The 15499-nt window shown below is 47.5% G+C and carries 14 protein-coding genes and 3 pseudogenes; 11 read left to right on the top strand and 6 right to left on the bottom strand.

The window, feature by feature from the left end; translation table 11 throughout:
- Positions 1-14: 14 nt before the first annotated feature.
- Entirely contained in the window at positions 15-1298 is a 1284-nt protein-coding gene (locus Q4551_RS12660; RefSeq protein WP_303434210.1) for a ferredoxin reductase family protein, read from the bottom strand.
- 426 nt (positions 1299-1724) lie between these two features.
- Between Q4551_RS12660 and Q4551_RS12665 the strand changes: the two genes are divergently transcribed.
- From Q4551_RS12665 to Q4551_RS12680, 4 genes are all read left to right on the top strand, one after another.
- On the top strand, positions 1725-1970 hold the full coding sequence (locus Q4551_RS12665; RefSeq protein WP_303434211.1) for a hypothetical protein: 246 nt from the start codon (positions 1725-1727) through the stop codon (positions 1968-1970).
- A gap of 391 nt (positions 1971-2361) precedes the next feature.
- A complete protein-coding gene (locus tag Q4551_RS12670) occupies positions 2362-3693 on the top strand; it encodes a tetratricopeptide repeat protein (protein ID WP_303434212.1) in 1332 nt (443 codons plus the stop codon).
- Between the two features lie 146 nt (positions 3694-3839).
- The gene (locus tag Q4551_RS12675) at positions 3840-5303 is read left to right on the top strand and encodes a PLP-dependent aminotransferase family protein (protein WP_303434213.1); all 1464 of its coding nucleotides are present in this window, start codon (positions 3840-3842) and stop codon (positions 5301-5303) included.
- 202 nt (positions 5304-5505) lie between these two features.
- Entirely contained in the window at positions 5506-5754 is a 249-nt protein-coding gene (locus Q4551_RS12680) for a DUF2061 domain-containing protein (protein ID WP_303434214.1), read from the top strand.
- A 410-nt stretch (positions 5755-6164) separates the two neighbouring features.
- Here Q4551_RS12680 and Q4551_RS12685 read toward each other — a convergent pair whose 3' ends face one another.
- The 3 genes from Q4551_RS12685 to Q4551_RS12695 all read right to left on the bottom strand — a co-directional run bounded on the left by Q4551_RS12685 (position 6165) and on the right by Q4551_RS12695 (position 8903).
- On the bottom strand, positions 6165-7163 hold the full coding sequence (locus tag Q4551_RS12685; RefSeq protein ID WP_303434215.1) for a transposase: 999 nt from the start codon (positions 7161-7163) through the stop codon (positions 6165-6167).
- 345 nt (positions 7164-7508) lie between these two features.
- Positions 7509-7796 (bottom strand): putative quinol monooxygenase, encoded by a 288-nt coding sequence (locus tag Q4551_RS12690; protein WP_303434216.1) that lies wholly within the window; start codon positions 7794-7796, stop codon positions 7509-7511.
- 234 nt (positions 7797-8030) lie between these two features.
- Positions 8031-8903, bottom strand: a complete 873-nt coding sequence (locus Q4551_RS12695) for a LysR family transcriptional regulator (protein WP_303434217.1) — start codon at positions 8901-8903, stop codon at positions 8031-8033.
- A gap of 106 nt (positions 8904-9009) precedes the next feature.
- Between Q4551_RS12695 and Q4551_RS12700 the strand changes: the two genes are divergently transcribed.
- Positions 9010-10131 (top strand): S-(hydroxymethyl)glutathione dehydrogenase/class III alcohol dehydrogenase, encoded by a 1122-nt coding sequence (locus tag Q4551_RS12700; protein ID WP_303434218.1) that lies wholly within the window; start codon positions 9010-9012, stop codon positions 10129-10131.
- Positions 10132-10250: 119 nt separating this feature from the next.
- Positions 10251-11078 carry an S-formylglutathione hydrolase gene (fghA, locus tag Q4551_RS12705; protein WP_303434219.1) on the top strand — a complete coding sequence of 276 codons (828 nt, stop codon included), beginning with the start codon at positions 10251-10253 and terminating at the stop codon, positions 11076-11078.
- A 34-nt stretch (positions 11079-11112) separates the two neighbouring features.
- On the opposite strand, the gene Q4551_RS12710 is transcribed toward fghA, so the two are convergent.
- Positions 11113-11343, bottom strand: coding sequence for a hypothetical protein (locus tag Q4551_RS12710; protein WP_303434220.1), 231 nt, complete (start codon positions 11341-11343; stop codon positions 11113-11115).
- On the opposite strand from Q4551_RS12710, the pseudogene Q4551_RS12715 reads away from it, so the two are divergent.
- The 4 genes and pseudogenes from Q4551_RS12715 to Q4551_RS12730 all read left to right on the top strand — a co-directional run.
- Positions 11311-11542, top strand: a pseudogene (locus tag Q4551_RS12715) (transposase); the annotation flags it as partial. The gene Q4551_RS12710 and the pseudogene Q4551_RS12715 sit on opposite strands and share 33 nt — an antisense overlap.
- 328 nt (positions 11543-11870) lie before the next feature.
- On the top strand, positions 11871-12401 hold the full coding sequence (locus Q4551_RS12720) for a hypothetical protein (RefSeq protein ID WP_303434221.1): 531 nt from the start codon (positions 11871-11873) through the stop codon (positions 12399-12401).
- Between the two features lie 136 nt (positions 12402-12537).
- A complete protein-coding gene (locus Q4551_RS12725) occupies positions 12538-14073 on the top strand; it encodes a hypothetical protein (protein ID WP_303434222.1) in 1536 nt (511 codons plus the stop codon).
- Positions 14074-14191: 118 nt separating this feature from the next.
- The gene (locus Q4551_RS12730) at positions 14192-14869 is read left to right on the top strand and encodes a hypothetical protein (protein ID WP_303434223.1); all 678 of its coding nucleotides are present in this window, start codon (positions 14192-14194) and stop codon (positions 14867-14869) included.
- A gap of 86 nt (positions 14870-14955) precedes the next feature.
- Here Q4551_RS12730 and Q4551_RS12735 read toward each other — a convergent pair.
- A pseudogene (locus tag Q4551_RS12735) lies at positions 14956-15198 on the bottom strand (transposase); the annotation flags it as partial.
- Between the two features lie 108 nt (positions 15199-15306).
- Between Q4551_RS12735 and Q4551_RS12740 the strand changes: the two are divergent.
- A pseudogene (locus tag Q4551_RS12740) lies at positions 15307-15420 on the top strand (IS5/IS1182 family transposase); the annotation flags it as partial.
- Positions 15421-15499 lie beyond the last annotated feature (79 nt).

A 15499-nucleotide genomic window follows, 5' to 3' on the forward strand; every position in this document is an offset into this window, starting at 1 on the left:
TCCCGGGTTGGTTATTAAAAGTCAAATTCTTCGTAAATGATGTTGTTTTTCGGGATATGCAACACCCCCAGATCTTTTTGAACACTCTGCATCATTCCCTCTGGGCCACAAAGATACACAGCCCAGTGTTGTGGTTCTGGGATAGTGGTTGCCAGGCTGTTGCTATCGATAATACCGTGATGAATGTCAGGGTCCGATGTGGGTACTTCACAGACAAATAGCGATTTGAAATCTACCATGGACTGCTCCAGCGCTTTGATCTCTTTATACATCACTATTTGATCCTGCTTTTTGTTGCCATAGAGTAAACGGACAGGGCGAGGGTCATGGTTTGCGGCCAGCTGGCGTAACAGCCCCAACATTGGCCCGATACCGGCTCCTCCGGCAACCAGAGTGATGCCTTTGGCTTTTTGGCTGGCATCGAGAGTCAGCTGGCCAAAGGGGCCATCAAGGTAGACGGTTTGCCCGACCGACAATTGACCGAGCTGGCGGGTGTAATCTCCCAGCTCTCTGATAACAAAAGAAATATCAGGCAGAGACTGGGTGCACGAAGCGATAGAAAAAGGGTGGTAATCCAGACTGTAAGGGGAAGCATGTGTATTAATCCAGACAAATTGACCGGCGTCAAAATCAAACGCTGTGTGTGATTTTCCCGTCAGTGTCAGTTGCCAATCAGTGCTACTGATTTTTTCGATTGACCGGATAACAAAAGCATGTTTTTGCAGCGTTTTGGGCTTGATGGCGTAGTTGTAAAAAGAAATAGCAACAGCCATACAACACAGTCCCCAGAAGATACTATTAAATACGGGTTGTAACTGACCATGACTGCCAACCGCCGTGATATGGAGCGTTGCCAGAATGGTAATAACAACAAAACCCAAAGTGTGCCAGAAACGCCATACCTCATAACCTAATGGCAGTTGTTTTTTTAACGCTGAAAAAACAACCCAAACAAATAATAGTATCCAGGCGATAATGCCGGTGAGCATCTCAGGTGCAAACAGGACCGTCTTGATGGCCAGCCAGCCATCTGCTGTGGATAACATCCATTTGGGAGCCATAATCAGAAACGGGTGCAGAAAGAATATTCCACCAATCCAGTACCCCATGGATTTATGCTTGGCCACACTCCAGTTTATATTCTTGAATAAAGGAAATGTCTTTAAACGCCCGGTTAATGGAAATTGCAGATAAAACGCTGCAATCCCCACCAGGTTGATCAAAATAATCAGCCGAACATAATAACCCTTGTCATCCATCGGAGAAACAAAAGAGCTGAAGTAAAGTATGAGCAGCAAAAAACTGTAACCGATAGAGAATTTTGTATTTTTGGATAGAGAAATTTCAGGCATTCTCACAGACAATCTCCAGCACAAACAGAATGAAAACGGTGTTTATTGGATCACAAGTTTATTGTGGCTATCCATGATCTTTATTAAGAGATTGGGTTTTTATGAGTATGTTTGCGAAGGATTACAATATTTACAATTGACTTATACTTGTCGACTTGAGTGTTTGGTACTGTTCCTGCTGAACTTGGAGGCGGAGCAGAGCGGTTGACAGTCAACGATCTAACGTCTGTTTGTTAATTTCAAAATAACTGATTTTCCTGAAACCAGGCCATTGTCTGGCGTGTAATACACTCTGTTTTTGCTCCTTGTTTTCTCAACGAGTAAAGTCCGGAAAGCCGTTAACGGCTGGTGTTTATTTTATAGAGGATAGATATGAAAAAAAATTTGATCGCCTTACCCTTATTGGTTCTGTCTGCTTATAGTCTGACAGCAGTAGCCGCTGACGATGATCGACCACAGCGTCCACCCAGCTTTGAACAGATGGATACCAATGGCGATAATGAGCTGAGCAAGGATGAGGTAAAAGGGCCACTGCTGGATGATTTTGACAAGTTTGATGAAGACGGCAGCGGCACACTGACAGAAGACGAACTGCCAGAACCTCCCAAGGGTCGATAAGCTGGCGACAAGGGTTTCACAACCGTGGAGTCCTTGTGTCCTTTCTGGCCAATTGCCATTGGCCATCGTGTTGCGTGATGCCGCTATCGCGCAGCTCAGTATCTCCACCTTCTGATTGATAAGCCGCCAAGGCATCCTGCCATACAGGTTGTTGCAGCAGACGCCATGGCTGCTTCTCATCCTCGTCCTGTACTGAAATCAGCCACCGCCCGATAAGTTGTCTGGATCAGGTTTGTCAGCAGTGTCCACATGAAGGCCCGTGTCACAACAGAGCAGGCTATCTGGATCTATAGCTCTGGATTCGAAGGGTTACTGTATTCCGCAAGCACAATGCTCAGATTGGTTCTCAGAGAGCCATAGCACCAGAATCTGGCCAAACAGGACACCCACTATGAAAGACATCACCAATCTCGATATCACTGCGCAATCTTCACAGCTGGTTGAGCTGTACAACACCGGCATTAGCGAGCTGTGTCGTTTCAAAGACCCATCACCACGCATTGAGGCCATGTTGAACGACGATCCTGCCTTTGTGATGGGACTGATTCTGCAGGGCAACCTGTGTTTGTGGACCACCGACAAGGATGACCATGGTGGTGCGTTGGAGGCACTCACTGCCTTGCAGACACTGCCAGCCACACACTTTAATCACCGCGAACGCATGCACCTGGCGGCGCTGGAACCCTGGGTTAAAGGCGACCTGATGACCGCCTCCGATATCTTTGATCAGCTGCTGGTGGAATACCCGCAAGACATACTGGCGCTGCTCAGTGGCCACCAACTCGACTTCTTTTTGGGCCAGGTGCTGAATTTACGTGATCGGGTTGGCCGGGTACTGCCGTGTTGGGATCAGCAACATCCACTATACGGATACTTGCTGGGCATGCTGAGTTTTGGCCAGGAAGAAGCCGGGCATTATGAGCAAGCCACCGACAACGGTTTGCGGGCGGTGGCGATGAATCCGGGGGACATCTGGGGTATTCATGCGGTGGCTCACGCCCGGGAAATGCGTGGCCAGTTCCAGGACGGTGCGGCATTCATGCGCCAGTACGAACCGTACTGGAACAAGGATAACGATATGATCAGTCATAATGCCATCCACCTTGACCTGTTCCTGCTGGAAACCGGTGAACTGGAGGAAGCTGTGGCGGTTTACGATAAATATGTCCATTTCCCGGGTGTCAATCCGGCACCAATGGCCTTGTTGGATGGCTCCTCGGTGTTGTGGCGGCTGTATCTGGAAAACCAGAACCTGGGGCATCGTGCCCAAGCACTGGCCGACTCCTGGATGGATAAACACAAACAGCGGTTTTATGTCTTTAACGATGCCCATGCTGTGATTGCTCACGTTGCAGCGGGAGACTTTGATACGGCGACGGATATCGTCACTGACCTGAAAGACTATCTGGTACATGGCGATAGCGCCCCGACCAACTACCAGATGGTGAAACAAACCGGCCTGGCCGTGTGTGAAGCATTTTTGGCCTTTGGCCAAGGAGACTATAAAGCAGCGGTGAACAAACTCTGGCCAATCAAGAACAGCAATGGTCAATTCGGAGGCAGCCTGGCTCAGCGTGACGTACTGGCACGTACCCTGCTGGAGGCTGCAATCCGGGATGGTAATCGCTCACTGGCACAGGCACTGGTCAATGAACGTTTATTGGCGCGTCCGGCGAGTCCGTACAACCTGGGCAAGCAGGAAACCATTCGCGCCATGGCATAAATGCGTGGTGCAAGTGCGTGGTGCTGGCCGGTGATTTTCGGTTATGGCTGTTATTGGCGGGCTTTTTGACTCGGTTGATTGATAGAATCCTGTGAGTCACTCAGCCGTTTGAGTCGGACAACGACCCGGAAAAGTACCGATACACCATGTTCAAACAACTGTTTCACCTGAACCCGGACAGCACCAACACCTTGCAGCAGCAAGTGCGAGAGCAAATCAGCAAAGCGATTTTGGCAGGCCATATCCCGGCGGACATGCAATTGCCGTCTACCCGTGAATTGGCCAGGATGCTGAAGATCTCCCGCAATACCGTCATCATCGCCTATCAGGAATTGATCGATGATGGCTACCTGATCTCGCGACAACGGGCCGGGTTTTTCGCGGCCCCAGATATCCGCAAGGATTGCTTGCCGGTGCCGTGCGACCATGACCACCACACCCGTCATACACCAGACTGGCAAGGGTTATTGATCGACAAACCGGAGCTGCTGGCGGAACCCGGACAGGTGCGCTGGCAACAGGCTCAATACCCGTTTGTATACGGTCAGCTTGACCCGGCCATGTTTCCGGTCAAGCGTTGGCGGGAATGCAGCCTGGATTCGGTCAGAACCCAGTCTGTCAAAAGCTGGTCATCGGATCATTACAATAGCGATGACCCCTTGCTGATTGAACAGATTCGTTCGCGGTTGCTACCGCGGCGTGGCATCTGGGCAGAAGCGGACGAGATATTGATTACCGTTGGTGCCCAGAATGCGCTGTACCTGCTGCTGAACGCCCTGCTTGGACCTGGACGGGTGTTCGGTTTTGAAAATCCCGGCTACCCGGACCTGTCCCGTATCGCCCGCCTGGTGGGGGCCAAAACCCGGGCCCTGCCCGTTGACAGGAACGGGCTGGTGGTAAATGAACAGCTGGATCACTGCGATGTGGTCTTTACCACGCCCAGTCACCAGTTTCCGACCACCGTCACAATGCCGCTGGACAATCGTAAGGCACTGCTGGAACGCGCTGCCGCCGATAACTTTCTTATAATTGAAGATGATTATGAATGCGAAACCAACTTCGCTTCCCATCCGACTCCGGCACTGAAAAGCCTGGACCGTCATCAACGCGTGATCTACGTGGGCAGCCTGTCGAAAACCCTGTCACCAGGATTACGGATGGGCTATATCGTAGCTCCCAAACCCCTGATTGCCGCCTTGCGAGAATTACGGCGCTTAATACTAAGACACCCACCAACCAACAATCAGCGAACGGTTGGACTGTTTCTTGAGCGGGGCTACCACGACAGCCTGATTCGCCATCTGCTGGAAGTGTATGAAGAACGCTGGCAACTGATCCGGCAAGGGGTTGATGAGCTGATGCCGGTCAGTACTATCCCTCCGACCTTTGGCGGCTCCGCTTACTGGATTGAAGGTGACGCCGGGCTAGATAGCCTGGCCCTGCAATCCCTGGCGGTGCAACAGAGCATTATTATCGAACCTGGCCAGTGTTATTACGATCAGAATGGGCCACTCAACTGTTTCCGGCTGGGCTACTCATCGATAGCCACTGAACGGATTCGGCCTGGCCTGGAACGTTTGGCAGTTCTGGTGGCTCAGCTGACTCGTTAGGCAGTCATCAACCATGAAAGACTATCGGTCGTCAGGTGTGCCGTGGTGAAATCTGGGTCTGTAGCGCTGATAGCTTTTTAAGAAATAAACTATCAGGTGTTTAGTTTTGTTTGATTTTAACTATTTTATAAAAGCGTTAATCTGTCTGTGTACCTAATCAATGCCAGACAACGCCTACCAGGCAACTGGCGAGGAGCTTGAAATGACCAAGACATTAACCTTTGCTGTCATGCACTTTTCTGTCGCTTTTACCGTTGCTTATGCTTTGACCGGAGACTTGCTCGTCGGAGGGTTGGTGGCGATTGTCGAACCGGCGATTAACACCGTAGCTTTTTACTTCCACGAACTGGCCTGGAATATGAAAACCAATGTGACGGATCAGATTCAGACGGCAGGCAGTGCGGGTATGGAAGGCTGGGTGGCGGTGCAAGCAGAAGGCGCAGGTCGTTAGCTGCGTGTTAGAGGGTATTAATCAGGGGTATTAATCAGGACACCCATGAGTGAGTTAATCAGAGTTAATCAGGACATCCATGGAGTTAATCAGAGGTATTAATCAGGACACCCATCATTAAATCGCTCAGGAGTATTAATCAGGACACCCATTATTAAATCGTTCAGAGTTAATCAGGACATCCATCGATTAAATGGGGAATTAATCAGGACACCCATCATTAAATCGCTCAGCAATCCTCTATATTCTGCGATTTCTGACTTCGTTATGGTGCCTGTGTGTTTTTGATGCTCGCTGGCAGGGTGTACTGGTGATAATTGAGGGTAAAACCGGACTTCTGGGCGTAATAAAACCTCAGAGCGCGGTTCTCTGATCAAGGCAATGCGTTAATCTGGGCTTGTCGGAGTCAATCAGCCTGCCAGTAACTGTCTGGCTGGCGCTATACCGGTCGGTCGTTTGTAACCGAGTCGTTCGCAGGCAGAACGAACATTGGATTCGCTACCAACAAAGGTTGTGAAGCACTGCTCGAATTGCTGACTAATGGTCAGCCACTGATTGTCATCCAGGCCAATTCGGCTGAGGATCGGCGATACGCTTGTATCAATCGCGCCACGTTTATCGGCACGAATAATTTGCCCCGTTGCATCAACTAACGCCAGATAGTCACTCAACGGCATCTGGATACCCACGGGTGAATGTTGTTTCGGATGGCCAACAAATGGCAAAAGCCCGGAAGATTGCCGTTCGATGGCATCGGTATTTACCGTCGTTGTTGCGTCATTGATTCGACGGCTAACGGATGTGTGATCGGAGGTTTCAAGCGTCGCGGCAATTTTCGCTCTCACCGGATTTAAATCCACGTAAGCCATGCAACTGAGTAACGCTGCTTCATCGAGCAATGCCTGGGACTTGAAACGACCTTCCCAGAATCGCCCGGAGCAGTCGTCTTCCGCATTCGCCTCGCGGGCAATGGCTTCGTTTAACACGCGCATAAACCAGCTGATATCCGACAGTCGGGAACGCCATTCCTCAATCAGTATTGACAACCGCTGCTGCTCCGGCTCTGAGAGCAATTCTTCCCGCACAAACCGCTGCGACAGCGCATTGCCCTTGAACAGCTGATGCCAGCGCAGCACAACGTCCATATCGCTCCAGGCCTGAGCCTGCCGGGTATCGATAAACAGCACCACGTGGTAGTGATTCGACATCACTGCATAAGCCGCAACCTGGATGGCGAATATTTGCGGTAACGCCAGAATACGCTCTTCCAGCCAGCCGCGCCGATGTTCGTAACTCTGGCCAGACACTGAATCTGTTCCGCACAGATAAGCGCGGCGTACACAGCGGGAGACGCAGTGGTAATAAGGAGTGGCCTCAATCGAGACCTGTTGTTTACGAGGCTTGGGCATAGTCGAACTCCGTCCGTGAAGTTGATGATTTTCAATTATGACATCGCGACGCGGCAATGGAATCAGGCAAAAGTACTTGATTGATGGGTGTCCTGATAGTCTGTCGTCCCTACTTAAGTGGGTGTCCTGATAGTCCATGGAATCAGGCAAAAGTACTTGATCGGTGGGTGTCCTAATAGTCTTGCTTGATCGGTGGGTGTCCTAATAGTCTGTTCCTGATAGTCCCTGATAGTCCCTGATAGTCCCTGATAGTCCCTGATAGTCCCTGATAGTCCCTGATAGTCCAAGAATGAGCTGACACAGAACTTTAAACACCCCGCTGACAGCCCCTACGAACGAGAGCCTCTATATCACTTTGCTGTGTTTTATCACTTGAGTTGATTGTATTAAATCCAGAGCAAAAAGATCCTTGGTATAGTCCGCATTCATATGGGTTGCCAGTGATTCCTGACTGGTAAAAATCTCCCATAAGATAAACTGGTTTGGCTTTTCAGCTGCTTTAAAAAACCTGAATTCAACACAGCCTGGCTCGTCGTTGGTGACTTTCTCGAACTCTGGCAACTGTTTTTCCAATGCTTCTACACAACCGGTTCTGGCTTCAATAACAGCAGTCATTGCAATGTAATCTGACATATTCATTTTCCTGTTACTTCAAGAGATACAAGCAGCTTATGTTCCAGTAAACACGGTATAAGCCAGCGGATAATCACATTTCAGCAAACCGATTTCTGCTTGCTGATGTACCTGTATAGCTTGTGCACCAGCGGGCAGGTAGTCCAGTGTCAGTATTGGGAAAAAGAATTGCGCAGGTGGTATATATCTTATCCCTGCGGCATTTGTGTGGCCGCTGCTTGATTTTCCGTTAACTCAACTCCCGAGCCGCTCTGCCAGAAAATCCACCAACAGCCTGACCTTGGTCGACAGGTGGCGGCTGTGCGGATACAGCGCCCAGATCCCTTCGGCTTCCGGCTGGAATTGCGGCAAGAGCTCAACCAGTGCGCCACTGTCGATATGTTCCTTGACGTAATAATTCGGCAGCTGAACCAGACCTATGCCCTTGAGGGCTGCATCGACCAGCGCCAGGCCGCTGTTGGTGCGCAGGTTGCCGCTGACGCGAAGGATTTTTTCCCGGTTGTACTCTCGAAAACGCCAGTAATCGAGAGTGCCCAGCAAACAGTTGTGGTGTTGTAACTCCGAGAGCGAATGGGGCTCGCCCCGTTTGCTCAAGTACTCTGGCGAAGCACACAGATATTGCTGGCGAGTGGTCAGGCGGCGAGCCTTCATGGAGGAGTCTTCCAGCTTGCCCAGGCGAATGGCGAGGTCGTAACCGCCGTCAATCAGATCGAGTTTCTGGTTGGTCATCTGGCATTCAAGCTGCACCTGGGGATGCAGCAGCAGGAAGTCGTTGAGCAACAGGGAAATATGATTTTCACCATAGGTGAACGGTGCGGTCAGTCGTAACAGTCCGGTGGCTTTGTGGTTGAGGGAGTTAAGCGCTTGCTCGGCTTCTTCCAGGCCATCGAGCAAAGGCCGACAATGCTGATAATACAGTCGGCCGGCTTCCGTCACCGACACCTTGCGGGTGGTGCGGTGGAGCAATTCGCTGTTGAGTCGGGCTTCCAGTGCGGCAACCTGGCGGCTGACCTGAGCTACCGATAGTTTCAGCCGTTGGCTGGCCGCGGTAAAGCTGCTGGTTTCGGCCACGGCAACAAATTCTCTGACTCCTTCCCATTGCACCATTATTTCTACACCGTAAAGATAAATTGTTAATTGAGGGGATTATATCCATGTGGGGAAAAACTAGAATGGTGTTTTACAATAAATAAATCCTCAGCAGGAGAACAACATGACTGGATCCATCACATGCCGTGCCGCGATTGCCTGGGGCCCGAAAGAGCCTCTGAAGATTGAAGAAGTTGAAGTCGCTGCACCAAAAGCCGGTGAAGTGCGAGTAAAAATTGTCGCGACCGGTGTGTGTCACACCGATGCCTTCACGCTGTCTGGTGAAGATCCTGAAGGTATTTTCCCGTCGATTCTGGGCCACGAAGGTGGTGGTATCGTTGAGTCTGTTGGTGAAGGCGTGACCAGCCTGAAAGTAGGCGACCATGTGATTCCGCTGTACACCGCCGAATGTGGCGAGTGCAAGTTCTGTAAATCCGGTAAAACCAACCTGTGTCAGGCTGTACGTGCCACACAAGGCCAGGGCCTGATGCCAGACGGCACCACGCGTTTCACTTGTAAGGGTGAGCCAATTTTCCATTACATGGGTTGCTCTACTTTTTCTGAGTACACTGTGCTGCCAGAAATCTCTCTGGCCAAAGTCAACCCGGATGCCCCGCTGGAAGAAGTGTGTCTGCTGGGTTGTGGTGTTACCACTGGCATGGGCGCAGTGATGAACACCGCCAAGGTCGAAGAAGGTGCCACCGTGGCTATTTTTGGCCTGGGCGGTATTGGTCTGTCAGCCATCATTGGCGCCACCATGGCCAAAGCCAGCCGTATCATTGGTGTGGATATCAATGAAAGCAAATACGAATTGGCGAAAAAACTGGGTGCAACCGATTGCATCAACCCGAAAGATTTCGACAAGCCGATTCAGGAAGTGATCGTTGACCTGACCGACGGTGGGGTGGATTACTCGTTCGAATGTATCGGCAACGTCGATGTGATGCGTTCAGCGCTGGAATGCTGCCATAAAGGCTGGGGCGAATCCGTGATCATCGGTGTTGCCGGTGCCGGTCAGGAAATCTCCACCCGCCCATTCCAGCTGGTGACTGGCCGAGTCTGGCGCGGTTCAGCGTTTGGTGGCGTCAAGGGTCGTTCCGAGCTGCCGGAAATCGTTGAACGTTACATGGCTGGCGAATTTGCCCTGAACGACTTTATCACCCACACCATGCCACTGGATCAGATCAACGAAGCCTTTGACCTGATGCATGAAGGCAAATCAATCCGTTCCGTTATTCATTACTGAAACCCCTGATGCCAGATGGCGGAGGTCTGGCCTGGCCAGCTTCGCCGTCGGCATTGCCGTTTAACCATTTGCATCTGACGTCTGCTGGCAGGCGTCTGACCTATCTGAAGGGGACTTCCATGGAAATGATTAGTCAGAACAAAAGCTTTGATGGCTGGCACAAGCAATATACGCATCGGTCGGAAGTACTGAACTGCGATATGCGCTTTGCGATTTATCTGCCGCCACAAGCGGTGCAGGGGCAAGATGTACCGGTGCTGTACTGGTTATCGGGACTGACTTGTAGCGATGAAAACTTTATGCAAAAAGCCGGTGCCATGCGAGTGGCAGCGGAGTTGGGCATTGCGATTGTCGCACCGGATACCAGCCCGCGTGGTGAAGAGGTAGCCGATGCAGACCAGTACGACCTTGGTCAGGGGGCTGGTTTTTATGTCAATGCCACCCAGGAGCCTTGGAGCAAGCACTATCGCATGTACGATTATATCGTCAGCGAATTGCCCGCCCTGATCGAAGCGACTTTCCCGGTGACAGCCAAACGGGCAATTGCCGGTCACTCGATGGGTGGCCACGGGGCATTGACGATCGCCTTGAAAAATCCGGGTATGTTTTCATCTGTATCGGCATTCAGCCCTATTTGTAATCCGGTGAACTGCCCTTGGGGTCAGCAAGCCTTGACTGCTTATCTGGGTAAAGACCGTGAATTGTGGAAGCAACACGATGCCAGTGAGCTGATGAAAAACCCAGCGGTGCGTATTCCAGCGCGAGTGGATCAGGGAGAGGCGGATAACTTTCTGGTGGAGCAATTAAAGCCAGAGGCACTGACCGCTGCTGCAGAAGCAAGTGATTACCCACTGACATTGCAAATACATGCCGGTTACGATCACAGCTATTACTTTATTGCTTCATTTATTGAAGAGCACTTACGTTTTCATTATCGCCATTTCTGATATTGGCGCTCGGGTATTGGTTAGCGCTTGCTTATCAATCACTGCTCAGGGGTAACAAGCAGAACATGGCTTGAGAGTCGAGAGTGGGGATACTGGCATCTGCGGATAGTCGTCGGATGCCAGTATCGTCGTTGATCGCTCGCGCAGCCATCAGGCTGGTGTACCCGTCAGCTCCAGTCTCTAGCAGGCTGTTGATTTTATCCCTGATACCTACTGGCTTCGGTAAACCACCATCAAACTGGATGAACGGGTTCCAGACGATCACCCTTTACGATCCATCAAAACCCTGTTCGATCAGGCACTCAACCACATCGATTGGAAACTCAGCCTGATCCATTCCTCCGGAGCGTTTATTGAGAGCCTTGCTGCTGCAAATCCTCCTCAGTATTTACAGCGAACGGCAGCTGGTCGAGCAGATTCAGTACAACATGCTCTATCGCTGGTTTGTCGGCCTGAGCATTGATCACTCCTTGATCTGATATGTATGGATATCCAGTATAATTGAAAGTTGCCCAAATCAATGCGCGCTTTTTCAGAAGCCTTGCGCGTTTTCCCGGACGTTGTTATCGTCAAGGCATTGATACACGGAAAGTTGTTGCGCAGGTTGACAGATTAATACGCAAGGCACACAGGAACAGGAGTTAATGCGCATGCTCGCTTTCACAGAATGGACTGATCTGGAAATGGATTTTACTTCCTATCATTCAAGTAGTTACGGTGATTTCCCAGAACCCGGCTTACCCAGAAACCGCGCATGCGCACTAATAAACTGTTAGCTGTTTCGGAGATTCAATGTCCCATTACATATCAATATCAAGCTTAAACGTACAACTGATGAATCTTGCTAGTTTAGCCATAGCTGGTGAGGATTTATGTCGTAGGTATATGTATAAGGCAAGCCTTAGTATGTACGATAAAGAATTTTATTCGAAAACCTTAAAGCTTTCCGTGTCCGAATCTTTAATAGAGCTGGCCGTTAAGCTCAGATCATTTGATGATTTTTGCCAATTTGAACCAGAAAATGATATCGATATTTATGAGAACAAAATTAATAAGGTATCTAAGAATTTAAGGTTTATTTGCAACAAAATTATCCATGCTGATGAAGTTCATTTAGATTATCAAGGCAATATAAACTACAACAAAGATTTCACTTGGTGGAGTGGTCAAATTACATTGAGTGGAAAACAAGGTAAGAATAGTTGGGTTTTATTTTTTAATGTAACGCAATTTTGTGATTCAGCAATAGACTTTCTTTATAAAATGCAGCAAGTAATTGAAAGTAAACAAACTAAAGCGAATGACTTGCTACAACACAGCTAACAAGCAAATCAACAGGACTAAAACAGCAGGCTCTTCGCTTCGCTCGATTTTAGCCTACTATTTTAGCCCGTTATTTGGGCGTTAGGCTTTAGAATTCTGTATACATAGTAGTATTTAATAATTAGAAAGGTTCTGGATGAATATATTAGATTGGATTAATGTTGGAAAAGTATCAGCAGAAAGAGATGATTTGTTATCTGAATACTTCTTTGATAATGGCGTTCTGAAAAGTGTCATAGATAGTCCCTCGTCATTCTTGATACTGGGTAGAAAAGGCGCTGGAAAGACTGCTGTATTTAAATATCTGTCTGATAACAAGGAAAAGTTTATAAAAAAGGATGATATCCTAATTCCGTTATCCTTCGAGGATTACAATTGGAACATTCACGCTTTATTGGTCGATAAAAACAAAGCCCAATCCCTTGCATATAAGCAGTCTTGGAGATTTGTCATTCTAATTGAATGCGTAAAGGCATTTAGAGAATGGTTTTTGGCTAAGGATGAAAAGGTCCCTAAACAACTTGAAAAGGCTAACAAACTTCTGGAAAAGCTTTTTGAATCACCTGTTCCATCAATATCCCAGTTAGTTGGTAGAAAGCTGTTGTCCCTTTCCGGTATTTCCCTTCCAAAAGGCGGTTTAGATCTAGAGGATGGAGGTCTTGATTCTATTAATGTAAGTGGGGGAGATGTCTCTTTTGATGATGTGCAGAAAGATAAAACCCTTCAGCAGCACCTGTCTGAAAATATTGAAAACCTAATTAGATATTTAGATGACGTACTTGTAAATATTATCGCTGATTGTCCAAAAGTATATATTTGTTTTGACCGAGTTGATGAGGCTTGGGATGATGTTTCTTATAATTCTTCTAAGAGAGTTATTGCTGGCTTGGTTTCTGCGAGTGATTCAATAACAGCACAATATAAAGGTGGTATTAGGCCTATCGTTTTCTTGCGAGAAGATATTTTTGATGTTTTGAGTATTAATGATGCAAACAAATTAAGAGAGGATTGTGGCGCATTACTTCACTGGGGAAGGCCATCGTTATCTAACCTAATGATTCGTCGTATTAACTTTTATGCTGAACGTGGTAATGCTGAATTGATTGAGAGCATTGATTCGATGTTCGATAAAAAAGAAATGAGACAAAGAACTAAGCCTCTTAACTACTTATTAAAGAGAACAATGATGAGGCCTAGAGATCTGATTTCTATTATGGGTCGAATCATTCAAACAATGAAAGAAAAGGCTGAAGACCCATTTACAGAAGAAGAGATAACTTTTGAGAAGCTTGAGGCAGAATCAATTTATTCCGCAGAGCCGGGCTATTCTGATTGGCTAAAACAAGAAATATTAGATGAATGGAGTGTCCAAAAGCCTATTATTGTTCAGCTTTTTAATGCAATTCAGAATAATGCCTCTACCAACTTTACAAGTGATGATATTTCTCGTGAGTTAGAGAATCTCAATATTAAGGCAAATAAAAGTGAAGTCCTATCACATATTAGATTTCTATTTGACAATTCAATAGTGGGTTTCAAACTTGGAGATTCAAAAGAATGGCGGTTTAAATGTTTTTATCCTGCACAGGGTTTTTTAGATTCAACTGAATATAGGGTTCATGAAGGACTGGTTAGAGCGTTCAATTTACGTGAAAATAGAGATCGTGATTAGCCTAACAAGTCAAAGCACTCGGAATTGGTAAAGCTGTCATCAATTTTGTTCCAAAATTGCCGCCAACTTCACCAGTCCGGTGTTTGAGGCGTTATAGCGCAATGGTAATTATAATAATATGAATGTATTCTTTAAGTTTTTTTTGGCTTTTTTATGCTTTGCTGTCGGAACTGCCGGTGCTTTGATAATAATTTCTGGATATGTGTCAGATCGAGTTCTTTTTAGTCAAAGTCTCGCAGATATCGGAGCGTTTGGAAGTTTTCTTGGAGGGTGTGCAACACTGGTTGCTTCAATAGCGGCAATCATTGGTGTTAATACTTGGATAAAGCAGATCAAATTAGGACCATACTTCGACTATATATGGAGTGCGAAAGTAGCCTTAAGAAAGATCAATAATGAAAAAATTTCTTGGTATATATTTAAATATCAGCTTAGAAATAACCCAGATTTACCTGAAGAAGTAAAAGATCAGTTATCAGGAAATATCGAAAAACATAAAAAAGAGATTGAAAGTCAGTTTGATATTTTGAAAGATAAATTTGATCATATCGATCAAATTATTGCTAAAAATGATTATGAGTGGGCAAATCACTTATCAAGATACCGTCGAGCATACAAAGACATTGGTGATTTTTTAACAACGACAAATGTGCCTGTTTTCGATGAAAGTAACTTAACTGAGTTTTTAGTTGATAATTCAAAATTAGTTACACTAAATAGTCATTTTAGCAATTACTATGATTTTTTATGTACAGAATTGGATAAGCTTGAAATGAAACACTCAGAAGCGCTATAACAAGGCAAATCAAAGGACGCTAACAGTTGTCACGGTTTTTGCCAAAACAAAAAGCTCGCAAAAACAGCGCCAACTTACGCGACATTACGATCCCGTGGCGTCTCCAGCTCAAAGGACCCGGAAGCCGTTTTAATGGTTTTGCGAGAGGCCCCGTTTTTACGATTAGGCTGGGAATCCTGCCCCAGATGTTCATCCAGTTCAGCACCTAATGTAGCTTCGGTGATCTGCTTGATCAGAGGTGTTAGCAGACCGTCTTTGCCATTGAGGTCCTGACCGGACTGGAGGGCCTTAGCAAAGGCTTGAATGTCGATTTCGTATTTATCAGACATGATGTGTCACTCCCTGTAGAGGGTAAACTATAGGGGTGACACAGAATTTTGAACACTACCCTACTGGCTTCGGTAAAATGCTCTTTTTCAATGAATTCCCGGACTCCCATGCGTGGCGCTGATATTACTCAGGAGCCTCTGTTCACCACCATCAAACTGGATGAACGGGTTCTAGACGATCACCCTTTACGCTCCATCAAAACCCTGTTTGATCCGGCACTCACCAATATCGATTGGAAACTCAGCCTGATCCAGGGTCAATCTGTCTGATAAACGGAAACGGGATGGATAATCCCGTTTT

Origin of the sequence: Oceanobacter sp. 5_MG-2023 (assembly GCF_030548165.1) — a bacterium.
GTDB lineage: Bacteria > Pseudomonadota > Gammaproteobacteria > Pseudomonadales > Oceanobacteraceae > Oceanobacter.

Excerpts from the sequence above, each read along its gene's own strand:
- Q4551_RS12730 (WP_303434223.1), top strand. The coding sequence starts at position 14,192 with ATGAATGTATTCTTTAAGTTTTTTTTGGCTTTTTTATGCTTTGCTGTC.
- Q4551_RS12685 (WP_303434215.1), bottom strand. The coding sequence starts at position 7,163 with ATGCCCAAGCCTCGTAAACAACAGGTCTCGATTGAGGCCACTCCTTAT.
- Q4551_RS12680 (WP_303434214.1), top strand. The coding sequence starts at position 5,506 with ATGACCAAGACATTAACCTTTGCTGTCATGCACTTTTCTGTCGCTTTT.
- Q4551_RS12720 (WP_303434221.1), top strand. The coding sequence starts at position 11,871 with ATGTCCCATTACATATCAATATCAAGCTTAAACGTACAACTGATGAAT.
- Q4551_RS12695 (WP_303434217.1), bottom strand. The coding sequence starts at position 8,903 with ATGGTGCAATGGGAAGGAGTCAGAGAATTTGTTGCCGTGGCCGAAACC.
- Q4551_RS12690 (WP_303434216.1), bottom strand. The coding sequence starts at position 7,796 with ATGTCAGATTACATTGCAATGACTGCTGTTATTGAAGCCAGAACCGGT.
- Q4551_RS12700 (WP_303434218.1), top strand. The coding sequence starts at position 9,010 with ATGACTGGATCCATCACATGCCGTGCCGCGATTGCCTGGGGCCCGAAA.
- Q4551_RS12670 (WP_303434212.1), top strand. The coding sequence starts at position 2,362 with ATGAAAGACATCACCAATCTCGATATCACTGCGCAATCTTCACAGCTG.
- fghA (WP_303434219.1), top strand. The coding sequence starts at position 10,251 with ATGGAAATGATTAGTCAGAACAAAAGCTTTGATGGCTGGCACAAGCAA.
- Q4551_RS12675 (WP_303434213.1), top strand. The coding sequence starts at position 3,840 with ATGTTCAAACAACTGTTTCACCTGAACCCGGACAGCACCAACACCTTG.
- Q4551_RS12725 (WP_303434222.1), top strand. The coding sequence starts at position 12,538 with ATGAATATATTAGATTGGATTAATGTTGGAAAAGTATCAGCAGAAAGA.
- Q4551_RS12665 (WP_303434211.1), top strand. The coding sequence starts at position 1,725 with ATGAAAAAAAATTTGATCGCCTTACCCTTATTGGTTCTGTCTGCTTAT.